At 67.4% G+C, this 19900-nt stretch carries 14 protein-coding genes; 8 read left to right on the top strand and 6 right to left on the bottom strand.

Features of this window, described 5'->3' with window-relative positions:
• Positions 1-62: 62 nt before the first annotated feature.
• The 4 genes from ACGLHS_RS28320 to ppc all read right to left on the bottom strand — a co-directional run bounded on the left by ACGLHS_RS28320 (position 63) and on the right by ppc (position 7089).
• Positions 63-1301 carry an MFS transporter gene (locus tag ACGLHS_RS28320; RefSeq protein WP_394485174.1) on the bottom strand — a complete coding sequence of 413 codons (1239 nt, stop codon included), beginning with the start codon at positions 1299-1301 and terminating at the stop codon, positions 63-65.
• Between the two features lie 210 nt (positions 1302-1511).
• Positions 1512-2051, bottom strand: a complete 540-nt coding sequence (locus ACGLHS_RS28315) for a hypothetical protein (protein WP_394485173.1) — start codon at positions 2049-2051, stop codon at positions 1512-1514.
• Positions 2052-2148: 97 nt separating this feature from the next.
• Entirely contained in the window at positions 2149-4110 is a 1962-nt protein-coding gene (locus ACGLHS_RS28310) for a DUF3857 domain-containing protein (RefSeq protein ID WP_394485172.1), read from the bottom strand.
• Between the two features lie 135 nt (positions 4111-4245).
• A complete protein-coding gene (gene ppc / locus ACGLHS_RS28305) occupies positions 4246-7089 on the bottom strand; it encodes a phosphoenolpyruvate carboxylase (protein WP_394485171.1) in 2844 nt (947 codons plus the stop codon).
• A gap of 84 nt (positions 7090-7173) precedes the next feature.
• Here ppc and hemC point away from each other — a divergent pair, with 84 nt between their 5' ends.
• From hemC to ACGLHS_RS28285, 4 genes are read left to right on the top strand one after another with little or no spacing between them, the layout of a single operon-like run.
• Entirely contained in the window at positions 7174-8100 is a 927-nt protein-coding gene (hemC, locus tag ACGLHS_RS28300; protein ID WP_394485170.1) for a hydroxymethylbilane synthase, read from the top strand.
• Positions 8101-8116: 16 nt separating this feature from the next.
• On the top strand, positions 8117-8899 hold the full coding sequence (locus ACGLHS_RS28295) for a uroporphyrinogen-III synthase (protein WP_394485169.1): 783 nt from the start codon (positions 8117-8119) through the stop codon (positions 8897-8899).
• The gene (locus ACGLHS_RS28290) at positions 8896-9990 is read left to right on the top strand and encodes a uroporphyrinogen-III C-methyltransferase (RefSeq protein WP_394485168.1); all 1095 of its coding nucleotides are present in this window, start codon (positions 8896-8898) and stop codon (positions 9988-9990) included. Before ACGLHS_RS28295 ends, ACGLHS_RS28290 begins: the two co-directional genes overlap by 4 nt.
• A 7-nt stretch (positions 9991-9997) precedes the next feature.
• The gene (locus ACGLHS_RS28285; protein ID WP_093236547.1) at positions 9998-11281 is read left to right on the top strand and encodes a heme biosynthesis protein HemY; all 1284 of its coding nucleotides are present in this window, start codon (positions 9998-10000) and stop codon (positions 11279-11281) included.
• 28 nt (positions 11282-11309) lie between these two features.
• Here ACGLHS_RS28285 and ACGLHS_RS28280 read toward each other — a convergent pair whose 3' ends face one another.
• Positions 11310-12875: an MFS transporter gene (locus ACGLHS_RS28280; RefSeq protein ID WP_394485167.1), complete on the bottom strand. Its 1566-nt coding sequence runs from the start codon at positions 12873-12875 to the stop codon at positions 11310-11312.
• Positions 12876-12982: 107 nt separating this feature from the next.
• On the opposite strand from ACGLHS_RS28280, the gene ACGLHS_RS28275 reads away from it, so the two are divergent.
• Complete coding sequence (locus tag ACGLHS_RS28275) at positions 12983-13861, top strand: LysR substrate-binding domain-containing protein (RefSeq protein ID WP_093236549.1); 879 nt, start codon at positions 12983-12985, stop codon at positions 13859-13861.
• 69 nt (positions 13862-13930) lie between these two features.
• Here ACGLHS_RS28275 and ACGLHS_RS28270 read toward each other — a convergent pair whose 3' ends face one another.
• Positions 13931-17215 carry an Rne/Rng family ribonuclease gene (locus ACGLHS_RS28270; RefSeq protein ID WP_394485166.1) on the bottom strand — a complete coding sequence of 1095 codons (3285 nt, stop codon included), beginning with the start codon at positions 17213-17215 and terminating at the stop codon, positions 13931-13933.
• A 537-nt stretch (positions 17216-17752) separates the two neighbouring features.
• Here ACGLHS_RS28270 and ACGLHS_RS28265 point away from each other — a divergent pair.
• The 3 genes from ACGLHS_RS28265 to ACGLHS_RS28255 are packed head-to-tail and all read left to right on the top strand — an operon-like array spanning position 17753 to position 19899.
• Positions 17753-18856 carry an RluA family pseudouridine synthase gene (locus ACGLHS_RS28265; protein WP_394485165.1) on the top strand — a complete coding sequence of 368 codons (1104 nt, stop codon included), beginning with the start codon at positions 17753-17755 and terminating at the stop codon, positions 18854-18856.
• Entirely contained in the window at positions 18849-19520 is a 672-nt protein-coding gene (locus tag ACGLHS_RS28260) for an HAD family hydrolase (protein ID WP_394485164.1), read from the top strand. Before ACGLHS_RS28265 ends, ACGLHS_RS28260 begins: the two co-directional genes overlap by 8 nt.
• A 10-nt stretch (positions 19521-19530) precedes the next feature.
• Entirely contained in the window at positions 19531-19899 is a 369-nt protein-coding gene (locus ACGLHS_RS28255; RefSeq protein ID WP_394485163.1) for a Rieske (2Fe-2S) protein, read from the top strand.
• Position 19900: the final 1 nt, after the last annotated feature.

Raw genomic sequence — 19900 nt, 5'->3', positions numbered from 1 at the left:
TTGATTGACTGATGGACTGATCGATCGACGAGATCGGCAGCGGCTGGCCCGCCGTCGCGTCGTTATTCCGGAATGGCCGCCAGCGGCGCACCGCCGCGCGCACGGCCCAGCGTGCCGACGATCAGCGCCGCGATCAGCACGAGCACGCCGCTGAGCACCATCGTGCTGGAGATGCCGTAGCTGTCGACCGTCAGGCCGCCGATCAGCGCGCCCGAGGCAATCGCCACCTGGAAGCCGGTCACCAGCAGGGCCTGGCCGGCTTCCTGCGCGTCGGGCACCGCTTCCATCATCCAGCCGGTGAGCGCCACCGGAATGAGGCCGAAGGCCACGCCCCAGATCACGACCACGACGGCGCCGGACACCATGCCGGGGCCGACCAGGGTCGACAGCAGCAGGGCCGTCGCGAGCATCAGCGCCGCCAGCAGGGTGGTGCCGCGCACGCTGCGCGCCACCAGGCTGCCGCCGAGGAAGGTGCCGATGAACCCGACTGCGCCATACACCAGCAGCAGCGTCGAGACCGCGTTGGCCGGCAGGCCGAACACTTGCTGCAGCAGCGGCTTCAGGTAGGTGTAGGCGGCGAAGTGGCCGGCGATGAAGAACAGCACCGCGAGCAGGCCGACCTGCGCCATGCGGCGCGTGAGCGGCGTCAGCAGGTCGCGCGCACCGATCGCGCGCAGCGGCGGTATGGCGGGCAGCAGCCACAGCTGCACCAGCAGCACGATGGTCGCGAGCGCGCCCGTCACCGCGAACGACGCGCGCCAGCCGAACAGCGTGCCAAGGAGCGATCCGGCCGGCACGCCGAGCACCGTGGCGGCCGACACGCCCGCCAGCACCAGCGACATGGCGCGGGCCTGCGAGGCATGCGGCACCAGCTGGGTGGCCGCGGCCGGCGCGAAGGTCCAGAAACCGCCGACGGCCAGGCCGAGCAGCAGGCGCGCGACCAGCATCGTGCCGAAGTTCGGCGCAAAGGCCGCGAGCAGGTTCGAGGCGATCAGCAAGGTGGTGAGCGTGATCAGCACCGTGCGCCGGTCGAGCTTGCCCGAAGCGACGATGAGTGCTGGGCCTGCGAAGGCGGCCAGCACGCCGGGCATGGTGACCATCAGGCCGGCTGTGCCGTCGGACACGTTGAGCCCGCGAGCGATGTCGGTCAGAAGCCCGATGGGCATGAACTCGGTCGAGACCATGGCGAAGGTGCCGACGGCGATGGAGCTGACGGCAAGCCATGCGGAGCGCGAGGTGGGGGCCGGTGCGGCCGCCGTCACGTCGTCGATGCACGGGTTGCTGCTGGGTGAATTCATCATGGAGATGCTTTCGTGAAGGGCATCGGCGGCACAGGCGCCAATGCTTTGTGAAGGGCATTGGAGTGTGCGAGCTGACGCCTGCGCGACAAAGGGGCCGGGCAGCAGTAGTCAGTTTCCTGACGGTTAACAATCGACCCCTTTGGTGTTGCCGCGCATCCCCGGACCACCGCAAGGGTGGCCATCGCCATCAGGCCGTGTGCGGGCTGCGGCTCAGGTGATGACGGGGCGCGACTGCAGCGCCCGGCCATCGGCGATGAACGAATCGCCGATCAGCACGCGGAACTCCGCGCCATGGGGGAACTTCGGCTGTGCCATGGCCGGCGAGAGAAACTCGATTTCCAGCGCGTGGGGCAGCCCGCGCTCGAGCACCTCGCCCCGTGGCACGAACCAGCGCGCCGAAAAGCCTTCGTTGTCGATCACCAGCGCGCAGCGGTATTCGCCCGCGCCGATCGGCACGTCCTGCGAAGGCAGCGCCGGCTTGCGGAACTTCAGCTCGACCAGCAGGTGCGGCGTGAACGCGCCCAGCGCATCGAAGCTCGGCGGCGCGGCCGGCGGTGCCCGGCGCGGCCGCTTGCTGACGAGCCACGCAATGACGTTGCCGATGATCGGCACCCACAGCACCATCAGCAGCGTGCCGATGTCGCGCGCGGTCGATCCCCGTTCCGCGTAGTGCCGCAGGAAGGCGCCACCCACGGCCACGCACAGAAGAATGATGACGATGAGTCGCCGGCGGAACTGGATGGTGGTCATGAAGGCGCGGGGTGAGCGGGGGTGAAAGCGGCCCCGGACCTTAACCCACCCGCACCACCGCATTGGCCGGCAGCGCCCACGCGGGCCGAAGTGCTCGTCAGTAGAAGAGCTGAGTCCGCAGGTCGCGTGAAACCGTCGTGCCCAGCGCGCGCAACTTCTGATAGGTGTCCGGGTCGGCAACCGGCGCCGGCAGGTTGACTTCCAGAACACGTCGGACCGTCAGCGTGTTCCCGTCTTGCGCGTAGCTCGATTCGTAATGGCCCACTGGGCTGTCCAGGGACAAGGGCTTGGGGAGCGTCTTGACCTTGATGGCTTCAGGAAGGGTCAGTACCGTGATCTCTTCGTGCCGGCCGCTTGCCACGACGGCGGGGAAATCGCGTCGGGGTTGCGCAGCGAGCTCGTCAACGGTCGAGCGAATGCTGCTGAAGCTTCCCAGGCCCGCGGGAATAGTCAACGCGCCAGGTCCCGGTTGTTGAATCTGGTTCGCCAGCGTGAACTGCGTCGAATACGAGAACGCGGACGACAAGTCGCGTGTGTCACCAAGAACGTAGGTGCCCGTCCCGCTCTGCCCCGTAAGAAGCAGCATGCGACTGGCCACCTGGGGCTCGGTCCCTTTCGGCATCAGGGCCGCGACCTGGCGGTTGAGCAACTCGAAGAGGCCAGTGGCCACGACCTTGCTCTTGCCTTCCATCCCTCCTTCGGCATCGATCGAGAGTTCCGTGTCGACGCGCACGGTGTCATGCGCGACGCTGCTCGGCGGAAGCGTGACCACCTTTGCGACACCATGGCCGTCGTCCGTGATCAGTGCCGGCTTGCCGCGTTCCACAAGCGGCAAGACACCAAAAGGAGCGATGCGTGCGGTCGAATCCACGAAGAGATCGAATTCGGGAAGATAGGTGATCGCATGGTTGAAGACTCCTGGCGTGACCGCGACCTTGGGCAAGGCGTACACCGCGCCGAGATTGACCAGCACAGGGCTGCTCTTGATGCCTTTGGCCGCGAGCAACGCTTCCAGCAGAGTCACGTGATCCTTGCAGTCACCGTACTTGACCTGTGCAATTGTTTCGGCCTCGTGTGGAACCACGCCACCCGCGCCGAGAAAGATCGCGACGTAACGCACGTCCTTGCTGACCCATTGGTACAGGGCTTGTGCCTGTGCACGCCGGTCCTCGATTCCCTTGGTGAGTTCGTCGGCCAGCTTGCGGATGGCTGGCGTGACCTCGGCCTTGGGCCTGGCGCGTTCGAGGTAGGCCTTCCCGGCTGCTCCATAGTCGGCGAAGGTCGTGGCCGAAACGTGTGGGCTGAAATCGTAGGTGCTGACCGCCCCGGCCTCCGGCGCGTGGGCCGGGGCGTTGTTCAGGGTCCAGCGCCACATCTGGATGCCAGGCTGATCGGAGGCGACCTTGCCGCCTTCCAGTCCAACGGTATCGGTATGGAGGTCGAGCGATTCAGGTGCCCGCAGCGTGACCTTCGAAGACTGGATGTCCGAAGTCCGCGAGAACGTCTGCGACATCGAGAAGGCACCTGGAAAAAGGGGCGTCTTCTGTGTCGTGCGCCAGCGCAGGGTCAGTACCGCACCAACTTCCGTCGCGGGGAAAACGACCGTCTTGACCTTGGCGTCATCGAACATCGGTGCGCCCGCGCTCTGCGGGCTCTGTTGAAGCAGGATCTTGTCCGACGAGACATCGATCCGCCTGCCGTCCTTGGTGGTCGTGTAGGCCTCCAGCACCTCCAGCTCTTGCAGTGAAGTGCTGTAGCTCAGGGGGATCTGGCTGTTCTGCCTGACGCCCTGATCGTTGTTGAGGCGAATGCTTTCCGAGCGCTCGAAGGTATAGGTGCCGTCGGCGCGCACGTCATAGCTCATGTCGTTGCGCAAGAAACTGAAGCCCGGTTCGTAGGCCTTGGCTACGCTCGGCTGCTGTGCCGCGGCGTGACCGGCCGCGGTGGCAATGAGCAGCAATCCGCAGGCCTGCCTGAGGCGAGCCCGCGTCTTGTGGGGGAGGAAAAGCCTCGGGGAACTGTTCAGCATGAACGGCTCCCCGGATTCGATGGGCGACATGCCGGAACGCTGGAGCCCAGCGTGGTGCGCAGACGATGGCTCATTTCATACCCCTTGGCACTCGGGCCTGTTCTGAAAAGACACCTTGGCATGGAGCCGGCATCGCATCCTTGCGCACCGGCTCGGCGGCGCGCGTCAGCCCGTGTTGCGCAAGCCCGCTGCCACGCCGTTGATCGAGATATGGATGCCGCGCTGCAGCCGCTCGCCGCCATCGCCCGCGCGATAGCGTCGCATCAGCTCGACCTGCAGGTGATGCAGCGGGTCGATGTACGGAAAGCGATGGCGCACCGAGCGCTGCATCTCGGCGTTGCCTTCGAGCCGCTGCTTCGCGCCGGTGATGAGCGTGAGCGCGTCCGACGTGCGATGCCATTCGGCCTCGATCATCGAGAAAACTTTTTGCCGCAGCTTGCGGTCGCTCACCAGCTCGGCATAACGCGAGGCCAGCGCGAGGTCGCTCTTGGCGAGCACCATGTCCATGTTCGACAGCAGCGTGCGAAAGAACGGCCACTGCGCGTACATGCGCTGCAGCAGCGCCTGGCGTTCCTTGCGGCCCGCGGCATTGCCCGCAGCGGCGAGGAACTGCTCCACGCCCGAGCCGAAGCCGAACCAGCCCGGAATGGTCAGGCGGCACTGGCCCCAGCTGAAGCTCCACGGCACCGCGCGCAGGTCGTCGATCTTGTGGCTCGGGTTGCGCGAGGCGGGGCGCGAGCCGATGTTGAGTTCGGCGATCTCGCGGATCGGCGTGGCGCTGAAGAAGTACTCGCCGAAGCCCGGTGTCTCGTAGACCAGCTTGCGGTACGTGGCCATGCTGGCGGCCGAAAGTTCGCTCGCGGCCGACAGGAAGGTGGCGGGCGCCGGCTTGCCTTGCGGCAGCAGCGTGGCTTCGAGCGTGGCGGCCACCAGCGTTTCGAGGTTGCGTCGGCCGATCTCGCGGTTGGCGTACTTGGAGCCGATCACCTCGCCCTGCTCGGTCAGGCGGATCTGTCCGCGCACCGTGCCGGGCGGCTGCGCCAGGATCGCCTGGTAGCTCGGACCGCCGCCGCGCCCCACCGTGCCGCCACGGCCATGGAACATGCGCAGGCGAATCGGATTGGCCTTTTTCTTGTTGAGTTCGTCGAACAGCGACACCAGCGCGATGCCGGCGCGGTACAGCTCCCAGTTGCTGGTGAAGATGCCGCCGTCCTTGTTGCTGTCGCTGTAGCCCAGCATCACGTCCTGTTCGGCGCCCGAGCGCTCGATGAGCGCCTGGATGTTCGGCAGCGCATAGAAGGCACGCACGATGGGCGCGGCGTTGCGCAGGTCTTCGATGGTCTCGAAGAGCGGCACCACGATCAGGTCGCAGGTCGCGTTGCTGTTCATCGCACCGCGCAGCAGGCCCACTTCCTTTTGCAGCAGCAGGGCTTCGAGCAGGTCGCTCACCGTTTCGGTGTGGCTGATGATGTAGTGGCGGATGGCGGCCGCGCCGTAGCGGGCACGCGAGGCGCGGGCGGCCGCGAAGATCGCAAGCTCGCTCCTGGCCAGCGGCGAGTAGTCGGCATCGGGCACGCGCAGCGGGCGGGCGTCGTCGAGCAGCTTCAGCAGCAGCGTCTGCTTGGCCTCTTCGGCCAGCGAGGCATACGAAGGCTCGATGCGCGCGGTGGCGAGCAGCTCGGCGATCACGGCTTCGTGCTTGTCGGAACTCTGGCGCAGGTCGACCGTGGCCAGGTGAAAGCCGAACACTTCGACCGCGCGGATCAGCGGCCGAAGGCGCGGCGCCGCGAGCACGCTGCCGTGCTTTTCGTCGAGCGACTCTTCGAGCGTGCGCAGGTCGACAAGGAATTCCTCGGCGCTGGCGTACGGGTTCTGCGGTGCGACCGCGTGGCGCGCGGCTTCGCCACCGGTGAGTTCGCGCAGCGTGGCCGCAAGGCGCGCGTACACGCCGGTGAGCGCGCGGCGGTAAGGCTCGTCCTTGCGGTGCTCGCTGGTGTCGGGCGAGCGCTCGGCCAGCGCCTGCATCTCGACCGACACATCGACCAGCGTGGCCGAGAGCGACAGCTCGCCGCCCAGGTAGTGCACTTCGGTGAGGTAGTGGCGCAGCGCGAGTTCGGACTGGCGGCTGAGCGCGTATTCGAGCGTCTCGGCGGTCACGTTGGGGTTGCCATCGCGGTCGCCGCCGATCCACTGGCCCATGCGCAGGAAGGGGGCGACCGACGGCGCGACGCCGCCCTGTACCAGCGCACCTTCGAGGTCGGCGTAGACGCGCGGAATCTCGCGCAGGAAGGTGGCTTCGTAGTAGCTCAGCGCGTTCTCGATCTCGTCGGCCACCGTGAGCTTGGAGAAGCGCAACAGGCGCGTCTGCCAGATCTGCGTGACGCGGATGCGCATCTGCGTTTCGTTGTCGGCGAATTCGATGGGCGTGAGCGCGTCCTTGCCGCCTGCGTAGGCGCTCTGGCGCAGCCGGATTTCGTCGCGCGTGGTCAGCAGCAGCGCGATGGCGCGCTCGGCATCGAGGATGCTCTTGCGCTGCACTTCGGTCGGGTGCGCGGTGAGCACGGGCGACACATAGCTGTGGGCCAGCGAGGCCACGATCTCGTCGGGCTTGACGCCGGCCTTGCGGATGCGGGCCAGCGCGGTCTGCAGGTCGCCGTCGGCGGTTTCGCCGGCACGCTCGGCCTCGGTGCGGCGGCGGATCTGGTGGCGGTCTTCCGCGAGGTTGGCCAGGTGGCTGAAATAAGTGAAGGCGCGGATCACGCGCACCGTTTCGGCCGCGCTCAGGCCCTTGAGCAGGTTCTTCAGGGCACGGTCGGCCGCGTGGTCGGCATCGCGCCGGAACGCCACGGACAGGGTCCGGATCTTTTCCACCAACGCATAGGTCTCGTCGCCCTCCTGTTCCCGGATCACATCGCCGAGGATCCGGCCCAACAGCCGGATGTCGTCAATCAGTGGCTGGTCTTCGGCCTGGCGGCGCTTGGGGGGAGCAGGGGTCTTGCTGGCTTTCATTCGATGTTGTTCCTGGGGACTTGAATGGACGCGCCGACTGCGTTGCTGCGGCGCAACATGCTAGCATTCCAAGGGTCTGAAAACATGTACTTTTTGGGAACGGTCTTGAGCAATATCGTCATCGCCACGCGCGAAAGTCGCCTGGCCTTGTGGCAGGCCGAACACGTGCAGGCACTTCTGCAAGAACGGGGCCACACGGTCAGCCTGCTGGGCCTCACGACCACCGGCGACCAGATCCTCGACCGCTCGCTCAGCAAGGTCGGCGGCAAGGGCCTCTTCGTCAAGGAACTCGAACTCGCGCTGGAAGAAGGGCGCGCCGACATCGCGGTCCACTCGCTCAAGGATGTGCCGATGGACCTGCCCGAGGGCTTCACGCTGGCCTGCGTGCTGGAACGCGAAGACCCGCGCGATGCGCTGGTGTCGCCCCGCTATGCCTCGCTCGACGAACTGCCTCAGGGCGCGGTGGTCGGCACGTCCAGTCTGCGCCGCGTGGTGCTGCTGGGTGCGCTGCGGCCCGACCTGCGCATCGAACCGCTGCGCGGCAATCTCGACACGCGCCTGCGCAAGCTCGACGAAGGGCAGTACGACGCGATCGTGCTGGCGGCGGCCGGGCTCAAGCGCCTGGGCCTTGAAAGCCGCATCCGCGTGGCCTTCGATCCCGACACCATGCTGCCCGCCGCAGGGCAGGGCGCGCTCGGCATCGAGGTGCGTGCGGATCGCGCCGAACTGATCGAGCTATTGGGTTCGCTCACGCACCGCGGCGACTGGCTCTCGACCGCCGCCGAACGCGCGGTGAGCCGTGCGATGGGCGGTAGTTGCTCGATGCCGCTGGCGGCGCATGCCCGCTGGCAGGCTGATGGCGCGCTGCGCATCGACGCGGCGTGGGGCGACCCGGAAGGCCAGGCGCCGCTGGTGAAGATCCACGTGCATGCGCCGGCCGACGACTTCGCCCAGGCCGACGCGCTCGGTGGCCGCGCCGCCGCCATGCTGCGCGACGCGGGCGCCCACTGAAATCCGTGGTCATCGTATGACCGCGCGCCCCGTCATCGTCACGCGACCGGCGCGCGAGGCGGTGCAATGGGTCGATGAGTTGCGCGCCGCCGGCATCGATGCGGTCGCGTTGCCGCTGATCGTGATTGCGCCGGTGGCCGACGTTGAACCCCTGCACGCAGCCTGGCGCCGGCTCGCAAGCTATGCGGCACTGATGTTCGTGAGCGCCACGGCTGTCGAGAACTTCTTCCTGCACCAAGGGCCGGATGCGGCGACCGATGCCATCGCGGGCCGCCGCTTCTGGGCCACGGGCCCTGGCACCACGCGCGCCTTGTTGCGCGCCGGCGTGCCTCCGCAAGCCATCGACGCACCGCCCCCCGAAGCCACGCGCTTCGACTCCGAGGCGCTGTGGGAGCGGGTGCGGAGTCAGGTGTCGGCAGGCACGCGTGTGCTGATCGTGCGCGGCGGCGATGAGGCGGGGCGCCCGGCCGGCCGCGATTGGCTCGCCAATGAAATCGACACCGCCGGTGGCCTGCGCGACACCGTGGTGGCCTACCGCCGCCTGCCACCGTTGTTAGACAACAGCGCGCGGCAGCTCGCCATCGACGGCGTCGAGGGCCGTGCGATCTGGCTCTTCAGCAGTTCGGAGGCGATCGGCAATCTCCAGCGCGCGATGCCCGATGCGACATGGCACGCGGCAAGCGCGGTGGCCACCCATGCACGCATCGGCGAAGCCGCGCGGGCCGCGGGTTTCGGGGCGTTGCGTGTATGCACACCCTTGCGGGAAGCGCTGATCGCGTCGATAGAATCCTTGGCATGAGTGCCGCGTCCCCGTCCGACGACCTTTCTCCCCCCTCCGCCGTCTCGGCACCGGTGCCCGCCGCGTTGGCGCCGCACCAGACGCCTGCCGCGCAAGCCGCGGGCGCGTTGATCTTGTCGCGCATCGGATTCGGCCTGCTGGCCCTCATGACCGTCTTCACGCTGATCGCGACCATCGCGCTGTGGCAGAAGGTCAGCGGCATGAAGGAACAGCTGGCCCGGCAAAGCGCCGATGCCATCGCGCAATCGATGGAAGCGCGTGCGCTGGCACGCCAGGCCAGCGACACCGTGCGCGATTCGGCCGCCCGCGTGGCCCTGATCGAAACCCGCGTGGCCGAAGTCGCGCTGCAGCGTTCGCAGCTCGAAGAACTGATCCAGAGCCTTTCGCGCTCGCGCGACGAAAACCTCGTCATCGATATCGAGTCGGCCGTGCGCCTGGCCCTGCAGCAGGCACAGGTGACAGGCAGCGTCGAGCCCTTGCTCGCGGCACTGAAGGGCGGCGACCTGCGCATCTCGCGCGCCGCACAGCCGCGGCTCGCACCCCTGCAGCGCGCCATGCAGCGCGACGCCGACCGGCTGCGCAGCAGCGCCAGCACCGACAACGCCGAAGCTCTGCAACGGCTCGACGAACTGATGCGCAGCGTGGACGACCTGCCGACGCTCAATGCCGTGGCCGTGCGCGGCACCGGCGCCAATGCCTGGCAGGTCGAACCGATTCCCGCCGATGCGCCGTGGTGGCGCCGCGTGCTGCTGACGGTGCGCGGCGAGGCCCGCTCGCTGGTTCGCGTCGGCCGCATCCAGAGCCCCGAAGCCGTGCTGCTGGTGCCCGAACAGTCTTACTTCCTGCGCGAGAACCTCAAGCTCAAGTTGCTCAATGCGCGCCTGTCGCTGCTGTCGCGCCAGGTGGACGCCACGCGCACCGAGCTGGCCCAGGTGGCCGCGTCGCTCAACCGCTATTTCGATCCCGCGTCGCGCCGCACGCAAGCCGCCGCCACGCTGCTGCAGCAGTTGCAGCAGCAGGTGAAGACCACCGAGCCCGTGCGCATCGACGACACGCTGGCCGCCCTGGCGACAGCCGCCGCAGGACGCTGATCCGCTCATGCGCGCTGCAATCTGGCTCCTTGCGCTCTTCGCCGTCGCGGCGGCCGTTGCCCTGTTCGCGGGCAACAACCAGGGCACGATCACCGTGTTCTGGCCGCCCTGGCGCGTCGACCTGTCGCTGAACCTCGTGCTCGTGATCCTGCTGGCGACCTTCGTGTTGCTGCACGTCGCGCTGCGCGCCCTGGCTGCGCTGTTCTCTCTGCCAACGCAGGCGCGCCAATGGCGGCTTCAGCAGAAGGAGCGCACGCTGCATGCGGCCTTGCTCGACGCGATGGTGCAGCTGATCGCGGGCCGTTTCTCGCGGGCACGCAAGGCGGCACAGGCCGCGCTCACGCAAGAGAAGACGCTGTCCGCGCTCGGCGCGAGCCTGCCGCAGGCACAGCAGGTGCGCGTGCTGGCGCATCTGCTGGCAGCCGAAAGCGCGCAGGCCCTGCAAGACAAACCGGCGCGTGATGCGCATCTGCAGCAGGCCCTGAACGAAAGCGCCGACCGCACGGTGCTGTCGAGCCCCGAGACACGCGAAGGCGTGCAGCTGCGCGCCGCACGTTGGGCGCTCGAAGACCGCGATGCGCCCGCTGCACTCGCACGGCTCGAAGAACTGCCGCAGGGCGTGCAACGGCGAACGCTGGCCCTGCGCCTGCATCTCAAGGCAGCCCGCCTGGATCGGCGCACCGTCGAAGCCCTCGAAACCGCGCGCCTGCTGGCCAAGCACCGCGCATTCTCCGAAGCCGCCGCACAGAGCATCTTGCGCGGTCTGGCCACCGAGTTGCTGTCGGGCGCGCACGATCCGGCGCAGTTGCTGCGTGCCTGGTCCGAGCTCGATGCCAACGAACGCGGCATGCCCGAAGTGGCGATCCACGCGGCGCAGCGCATGGTCGCGCTGCGCGGCGACCTGGCGTTGGCGCGCGGCTGGCTGCTGCCGGCATGGGAACGCATGGTCGCCAACCCGCGCGGCCTGGGCGATGCGCTGCGCGTCAAGCTGACGCGCGCGCTCGAAGCGGGGCTCGACTCGGTCGATGCCGACTGGCTGGCCCGCATCGAAAGCGCGCAACGCAACAACCCGCGCGACCCGAACCTGCAGTACCTCGCGGGCATGGCCTGCATGAAGCGGCAGTTGTGGGGCAAGGCCCAGCAGCTGCTTACGCAGGCCGGGCTGGGGCTGCAGGACACCGATCTTTATCGGCGCGCGTGGTCGGCGCTGGCGCAACTGGCCGAAGCCCGCGAAGACGCGGAGCAGGCCGCCGAAGCGTGGAAGCGCGCGGCGCAGATCGAGAACACCTGAGCGTTTTCTGGCCGGGTGCACCCTGGCTTCAGGAGCACACGGACTCTTCGGCCTTCAGGCCCGATGCCTGCACAACCGGCTTGCCGTTGCCGAAGATCAGCAGGCTGATGCCTGCCAGCACCCACACGCCGATGCCGCCGTAGAGCATCACCAGCCCGAAGCTCTGCACGAGCGCCGCATGAACGGCCGTGCCCGATGGGTCGGCTTGCGACAGGGCCGGAAAGTCTTGCGTGAGCGAGCCGAAGCTGCCGGCCGCGATCTTCTCCGCCACAGCGCGCAACTGCAGCGCATCGAGCGATGCGGACAAGGTGCGCTTCAGATGCGAGTGGATGCCTTCGAGCAGGATGAACCCCATCAGTGCGATGTTGATGGCGAGCGTGATCAGCCGTGCGCTCATGTCCATGCCCGACGCCATGCCCGCGCGGGCGCTCGACACCGAGCCGGTGGTGGTGTTGGTCACCGGTGTGTTGGTCAGGCCCAGTCCGATGCCGGCCAGCAGGCAGCCGGGCAGCAGCGTGAGCCAGCTCGCGTGTTCGGCGCTGCTGCCATAGCGCATCGCCAGGAAGCCCAGACCGATCACGAACAGGCCCGAGGGAATGACCACGCCAGGCCGGTAGCGCAGCGACAGCCGCTCGGCCAGCGGAGGCATGACGAGCGTGGGCAAGGTGTAGGCCAGCAGGGCCGAGCCGGCGGTGACGGCGTCGTAGCCCAGCCCGCTCTGGAAGTAGATCGGCAGGTAGATCATGAACGGCCAGAAGCTGAAGTTCATGCCGATGGAGCCGATGATCGAGCCCGAGAAATTGCGGATGCGGAACACCGAGAAGTCGAACATCGGGTGCGGGTTGATCTTCTCGACCCACAGGAAGGCAGCGAAGCTGACCACCGTCGCGACCAGGATGCCGACGGCCACCGGGCTTGCGAAACCCAGGCCCGGCCCCTGCGTGATGAAGTACGTCAGGCCGAACACCGCGAACGACAGCGTGACGATGCCGGCCAGGTCGAGCTTCTTCGCGTCGGGGTCGCTCGACTCTTCCACGCTTCCCAGCACAAGCGCCAGTGCCACGACGGCCAGCGGCACGTGGACCAGAAAAACCCATTGCCAGCTCGACAGCGCCACGATCGCGCCGCCGATGATCGGCCCGAAACCCAGGCCCATGCCGAAGACCACGCCCCAGATGGCGAAGGCCTTGCTGCGCTCCTTGCCTTCCTGGAACTGATGCGACAGCACCGCGAGCTGGCAGATCAGCATCGCGCCGCCGGCGAGGCCCTGAAGGAAGCGGCTGACGATCAGCACCGATGCGCTTTGCGCAATGCCGCACACCAGCGAAGTGATGCCGAACAGCAGCACGCCGACGACCAGCACGCGCTTGCGGCCGTAGCGGTCGGCCAACGTGCCGGCGGCCATCAATACCGTGGTGCAGGCGATGGTGTAGGCGTTCATGATCCACTGCATGTCGCTGAAGTCGCCGTGCAGTGCTTTTTCGAGGGTGGGAAGAATGACCGGCACGCTGGAGATTTCCAGGCCGAACATCAAGGCGATCAGGCAGACCGCGGACAGGGCGATCCGGTTCTTGCCAGTGTGAGAGAGAGGCATCGAGCAGCTTTCCGAAAGAGGTTCGGGCGATTCTGTTGAAACCCTCTTCATGATGGAAATGATTTAATTTCCTAGAATTCATTAGGAAACATCATTTATTTGTCGCCATGGATTTCGACCCCACGTTGTTGCGCGCCTTCGTGGCCGTGAAGGAAACCGGTGGCTTCACACGCGCGGCAGAACGTCTGCACCTGACCCAATCGGCCATCAGCCACCAGATCCGCAAGCTCGAAGAGCAGGTAGGCCGGCCGTTGCTGCGCCGCACGACGCGCCGCCTCACGGTGACGGAAGACGGCGAAGACTTCCTTCGCTACGCGCAGCAGATCCTCGACACGCTCGACGCCATGACCCGGCGCTTTCAGCCGTCGCCGATTTCGGGTGCGGTGCGCTTCGGCGTGCCGGACAACTTCATGGGCGACCGGCTGCCGCCGCTGCTCTCGCAGTTCGCACGCGGCTTTCCGGCGGTGCGGCTGGAGGTGAGCGTGAGCATGCATCTCGACCTGCGCGCAATGATCCGGGCCGGCGAGCTCGACCTTGCGGTGGTGATGTCGCCGCCCCATGCCGTCGAAGGCACACGCCTGCGCCGCACGCAACTGGTCTGGGCCGCCGCCGAGACTTTCGAAGCGCCCAAGGGCGCATCGCTGCCGCTGGCCTTCTTCCCGAAGCCCTGCGTCAACCGGGAGGTGGCGGGGTCGGCGCTCGATCTTGCGGCGGTCGACTGGCACGTGGTCTTCACGTCGGCGAGCACGCAGGGCATTCGCGCGGCGGTGCTCGCGGGGCTTGCGGTGACGGTGCTCACGCGGGAAGAAGTGGAGCCGGGCATGAAGATCGTCGACGGGCGCTACGGCCTGCCGGCATTGCCGAGCGTCGACTTCTCGCTGATCTGGAGCGAAGGCGGCAAGACGCCTTGCGCCTGTCGCTTCGGCCAACTGATCCTGGAAATGCCAGAGCCGCCCGTGCCTGGCGCAATGCCTGCGTCAGCGTGAGAAGAACGTCGGCCCCATGAAAAAACGGCGCCAGAGGCGCCGTTTTTATTTACCGCTGAGCGAAGGGGCTCAGAGCGGGTGCTGTTGCTGCTGCTGCGCGTCGCCGGCAGCTGCTTGCTCGAAGGGCAGCGACATCGAGGCGAGGTCGCGGCGGGTTTCGACCAGCACCAGCGGGCCTTCGTCGAGCACGATCACCGGCGGGCGTTCGCGCGGCACGTGGACCGGCTTCGGCTCTGCGGCGATGGCGGCGCGTGCTTGCGCGATGCGATCCGCATCCGAGTTGACCCACTGCAGGCCCGAGCTTGCGGCGATCTGCGTGAGTTCGTTCAGCGGCAGTTCGAAGGCTTGCACCTTGGGCAGCGCGCGGCCATTGGCGGCTGCGGGTGCCGCGGCCTTGCCGTTGCTGCTTTCCGCAACGGCCGGTGCCGGTGCGGGGCGCTGCTCGGCGCGGGCTTGCTGGGGTGCGGGCTCGCGAACTTCCGTGGCGACGGCAACAGTGGCTTCAGCGCGTTCCGACACCAGCGGCAGTTGCTGCTGCGAGCGGGACACCGGGGCTTCTTGCACGTCGCCGGCTGCGATGGCTTCCGTTGCCACGGTGCCTTCGGCAACCTGCGCACCGGCCGTTCCGGCTTCGCTGTCGTCGCGCGGGCCGCGCTCGCGACGGTCGCGGCCGTAGCGGTCACGCGAACGACCACGGCGTTCTTCGCCATCGCGGCGCGGTGCCTGCTCGTTGTTGCCGGCGGTGTCGTTGCCCTGGTCGGCATCGGTGGTTGCTGCTTCGGCCACGCGGACGTCGGCATCGCCGGCCGCTTGCGGGGCGTCGTTGCGGCGCTCGCGGCGGCCATCGTTGCGGTCATTGCGATCGCCGCGCGGTGCGCGCTGCTCGTCGCGGCCGTTACGGGGCTGGCGTTCGCCTTGAGCGGCATCGTCGCCGGCGGCGGCTTCGCCACGGGACGGGGTGTCGCCATTGCGGTCACCGCGTGCGGTGTTGGCATCGCCGTTGCGCTCGCCGCGCTCGTTGCGGTCACCACCACGTTCGCCGCGCTCACCGCGCTCGCCACGTTCACGGCGTTCGCCGCGGGCGCGCGGTGCGCGTTCTGCTGCGTTGCCTTCGTCGCCTGCAACGGCGCCTTGTGCCAGTTGCTGGGCTTCGAGGTTGACGTTGCCTTCGAGTGCTTCGGCCGGTGCGTTGCGGCCTTCGCCTTCGCGGCGCTCGCCGCGACCGTTGCGGCGTTGTTCGCCGTCGCGCGGTGCGCGTGCTTCGCGGGGCTCGCGGGGTTCACGCTGCTCGCGCGGTTCGCGTTGTTCACGCGGTGCATTGGTGGCGTCGTTGCGAAGTTCGCTGCTGCGACCTTCACGGCCTTCGCGTCCTTCACGGCGCTCGCCGCCACGGCCACCACGGCGTTCGCCGTCGCGGCCGCCGGAGCGTCCACCTTCGCCACGGCCTTCGCCGCGCGCTTCACCACCACGGCCACCACGGCGTTGTTCGCCGTCACGTGCGCCGCCGCGTGCTTCGCCATCGCGGCCAGGACGGCCATCGCGACGGGGCTTCGGTGCGTCGACCGGGTTCGCGGCCGGTGCGGGTGCAGGCGCCGGAGCGGGTGCCGGCGTGCCGCCGAACAGGTTCTTGATCCAGCCGAGGAAGCCGCTTTGCGCCGGAACGGGCGCGCTCACCACGGGCGGTGCGACCGGTGCGGGTGCGGCGACTGGCGCGCGCACGGCTTCGGGCTTGGGCGGCACCACGGGTGCGGGCGCGTCGGGCAGCACGCCCTTGATGACGGGCGTCTGCTTGTTGGTGGGCTCTTGCGAACGGCGCGTGACGGCCGTCGGGTCTTCGATCTCGTCAGCCATCTTGTAGCTGGCTTCGATGTGGTCGAGGCGCGGATCGTCGTGCTTCAGGCGCTCGAGCTTGTAGTTCGGCGTTTCGAGCGTCTTGTTGGGCACCATCAGCACGGTGACGCGCTGCTTGAGCTCGATCTTGGCGATTTCGGGGCGCTTTTCGTTCAGCAGGAACGAAGCCACTTCGACCGGCACCTGGACGTGCACGGCGGCCGTGTTGTCTTTCAGGCACTCCTCTTGAATGATGCGCAGGATCTGCAGCGCGCTCGATTCGGTGTCGCGGATGTGGCCCGAGCCGCCGCAACGGGGGCAGGGGATCGACGAGCCTTCCGACAGCGCGGGCTTCAGGCGCTGGCGGCTCATTTCCATCAGGCCGAACTTGCTGATCGAGCCGAACTGCACGCGGGCGCGGTCTTGCCGGAGCGCGTCGCGCAGGCGGCTTTCGACTTCGCGGCGGTTCTTCGACTCGTCCATGTCGATGAAGTCGATGACGATCAGGCCGCCCAGGTCGCGCAGGCGCATCTGGCGGGCCACTTCGTCGGCGGCTTCGAGGTTGGTGCGAGTGGCGGTCTCTTCGATGTCGCCACCCTTGATGGCACGGGCCGAGTTCACGTCGACCGAAACCAGCGCTTCGGTGTGGTCGATCACGATGGCGCCGCCCGAAGGCAGTTGCACGGTGCGGGCGTAGGCCGATTCGATCTGGTGCTCGATCTGGAAGCGGCTGAACAGGGCCGCGTCGTCGCGGTAGCGCTTCACGCGGGCGGCATGCTCGGGCATGACGTGCGCCATGAACTGCTGTGCCTGGTCGTAGATGTCGTCGGTGTCGATCAGGATGTCGCCGATGTCGTGATTGAAGTAATCACGGATCGCGCGGATGACGAGCGAGGATTCCTGGTAGATCAGGAAGGCGCCCTTGCCGCCCTTGGCCGCGCCGTCGATGGCGCTCCAGAGCTTGAGCAGGTAGTTCAGGTCCCACTGGAGTTCGGGCGCCGAGCGGCCGATGCCGGCGGTGCGCGCGATGATGCTCATGCCCTTCGGGTACTCGAGCTGGTCCATCGCCTCCTTGAGTTCGGCGCGGTCGTCGCCCTCGATGCGGCGCGAAACGCCACCGCCACGGGGGTTGTTGGGCATCAGCACGACATAGCGGCCGGCCAGCGAGATGAAGGTGGTGAGGGCCGCGCCCTTGTTGCCGCGTTCTTCTTTTTCGACCTGGACGGTGAGTTCCTGGCCTTCGCGGATCGCGTCCTGGATGCGGGCCTGGCTGGCCGACACGCCTTCGGCGAAGTACTGCTTGGAGATTTCCTTGAACGGCAGGAAGCCGTGGCGGTCTTCGCCGTAGTCGACGAAACAGGCTTCGAGCGAAGGCTCGACGCGGGTCACGACCGCCTTGTAGATGTTGCCCTTGCGCTGTTCGCGCCCTTCGATCTCGATTTCGTAGTCGAGGAGCTTTTGCCCATCGACGATGGCCAGGCGGCGTTCTTCGGCCTGCGTGGCATTGATCAGCATCCGCTTCATGATGCGTTGTCCTTATATGTATCGTTCTGCGGCCCATGAAGGGCCAACGATGCACGGACGACGCCCGCGAAACCAGGGAATTGCCGCTTGGCCCCGGATGCTGTGACTGCCGCGCCAGGCGCGAGCAGGCCTCTCGAGCGTCAGCTCAAGAAGACAGCCGGGGTGGGGGCGCGTGGATGGGCGCGAGCCAGATTCGGTGTTGAGTAGCTATCTTTTTGATAGCCGGTTGCGCAAGGGTGGCGCGCGCTACGGACGATTCAATGCCTGAGGCCACTGGCATCAGCCAGCGCAAGCACATTTGAATCAGCAGCATCAACACAACAAGGGACTCGCTTCGATCCGCCGGCAGCTTGGAAGCTGCAGGCTGGGTATTCCGTATCGGTGTTTCGTGGGTGTCGGCTTGACTCGGGTGCCGGGCCTGCCACTTTGCGCAATTGCGCGGGGTTTGCAGCTCGGCGCCAAAGCGGCATCGACCTCACAGCGTGATCGTCAGTGCTCTAAACTTCTGTCTAATCAAGCACTTACACGACCGCGCTGGTGAAAAACATTATAGGTGCGAAGCCAAGCCCCGAGACCGCTCCAAATCCCGCAGGCCAAAAAGCCTCAGGCGAAACCGGGGCGCCTCATTCGGCCATCAAATTCCTCACGGTCGACGCCGAATCCGCCGGGCAGCGGCTGGACAATTTCCTGTTCCGCCATCTGAAAGGTGTGCCCAAGACGCACGTCTACCGGATCATCCGGTCGGGCGAGGTGCGCATCAACAAAGGGCGAGCCCAGGCCGAAACCCGCATCGAGGTCGGCGACGTGCTGCGGCTGCCGCCGGTGCGGATTTCGCCGCGCGCGGAAGAGGGCGCCACCCCACCGGCGCCTGCACGCGAATTCCCCGTGCTGCTGGAAGACGATGCCGTGCTGGCCATCGACAAGCCCGCCGGCGTGGCGGTGCATGGCGGGAGCGGCGTCAGCTTCGGGGTGATCGAGCAGTTGCGCACGGCACGGCCGGGCGCCAAGTTCTTGGAGCTGGTCCATCGGCTGGACCGCGAAACCTCGGGCATCCTGCTGGTGGCCAAGAAGCGCAGCGCGCTGGTCGCGCTGCAAGACCAATTCCGCGAGCGCGAGACCGGCAAGACCTATCTGGCATTGGTGGAGGGCAGTTGGCCCTCCAACAAGAAGGTGCTCGATGCACCGCTCGCCAAATACCTGCTGCCGGGCCCCGATGGCGCGGCCGGTACCGGCGAGCGCCGCGTGCGCGTGGTTGCAAAAGACCATCCGGACGCGATGCGCGCCGTCACGCTGGTGCGCGTGCTGGCGCGGCTCACGTTGGCGGGCGACGCCACGCCGCTCTCATTGCTGGCGGTGACCATCAAGACAGGCCGAACCCACCAGATCCGCGTCCACCTGGCGTCGGCCGGCCATGCGATTGCCGGCGACGACAAATACGGTGACTTCGAGCGCCAGCGTGCGTTCCAGAAGCTCGGCCTCAAGCGCATGTTCCTGCATGCCTGGCGGCTCCAGTTCAACCACCCGGCCAGCGGCGAACGCGTGGCGCTGCAGGCCGACCTGCCGCCCGAGCTGCTCGCGCTGATGCCCCCCGCCGCGCTCGACGCGATGGCCCAACACCCCACTCCCACGTCCCATGACTGATTCCGCCAGACCTCCACGCTTCGACCTCATCGCCTTCGACTGGGACGGCACGCTCTATGACTCCACCAAGCTGATCGTGCGCTGCATCCAGGCTGCGGTGGTCGATGTCGGCGGCGCCAAGCCCAGCGAGAACGACGCCGCCTGGGTGATCGGCCTGGGCCTTGCCGAGGCATTGGCCCGCGCGGCCCCCGATGTGCCCAAGGAGAAATACGCCGAGCTCGGTGCCCGCTACCGCTACCACTACCTGCAGCACCAGGACGACATCGTGCTGTTCGACGGTGTGTTGCCGATGCTCGATGCGCTGCGCGCGCGCGGCCACAAGCTAGCGGTGGCCACGGGCAAGTCGCGCCGCGGGCTGAACGAGGCGCTGAAGTCGGTCGCCCTGCGCGACCGCTTCGATGCCTCGCGCACCGCCGATGAGACCTTCGGCAAGCCGCATCCGCGCATGCTGCTGGAACTGATGGAAGAGCTCGAAGTGGCGCCGGAGCGCACCCTGATGATCGGCGACACCACGCACGACCTGCAGCTGGCGCAAAACGCCGGGTGCCCCAGCGTGGGCGTGAGCTACGGCGCGCACGAGCCCGCCAGCTTCGATGAATTCAAGCCCCTGTTCGTCGCCCATTCGATCGCCAGCCTGGAAGCGTGGCTCCTCGACAACGCTTGAGAATTTCTTCATGAGCGAAGAACGCATCCCGCTGTGCAATGCCTCGGATCTTGTCGAAGGCGGCCGTGCCGTGCCCTTCGACGTGGTTCACGGCGGGGAAACCTGCCGCGCCTTCGCGGTGCGTTTCGAGGGGCTGCCCCATGCGTATCTCAACCGCTGCAGCCACGTCGCGATGGAGATGGATTTCCAGCCCGACCGCTTCTTCGACGACTCCGGCCAGTGGCTGCTGTGCGCGACGCACGGCGCGGTCTACAAGCCCGACACCGGCGAATGCGCGGGCGGCCCCTGCCGTGGCGGCCTCGTGAAGATCGCACTGAGCGAGCATGACGGCGTGGTGCACTGGCATACTGACTGGAACCTCCACCCCCTGACTTTCTGAC

Origin of the sequence: Variovorax sp. VaC1 (assembly GCF_043658315.1) — a bacterium.
In the GTDB taxonomy this organism is placed as follows: domain Bacteria; phylum Pseudomonadota; class Gammaproteobacteria; order Burkholderiales; family Burkholderiaceae_C; genus Variovorax.
This window is presented reverse-complemented; position numbering and strand designations above follow the sequence as displayed.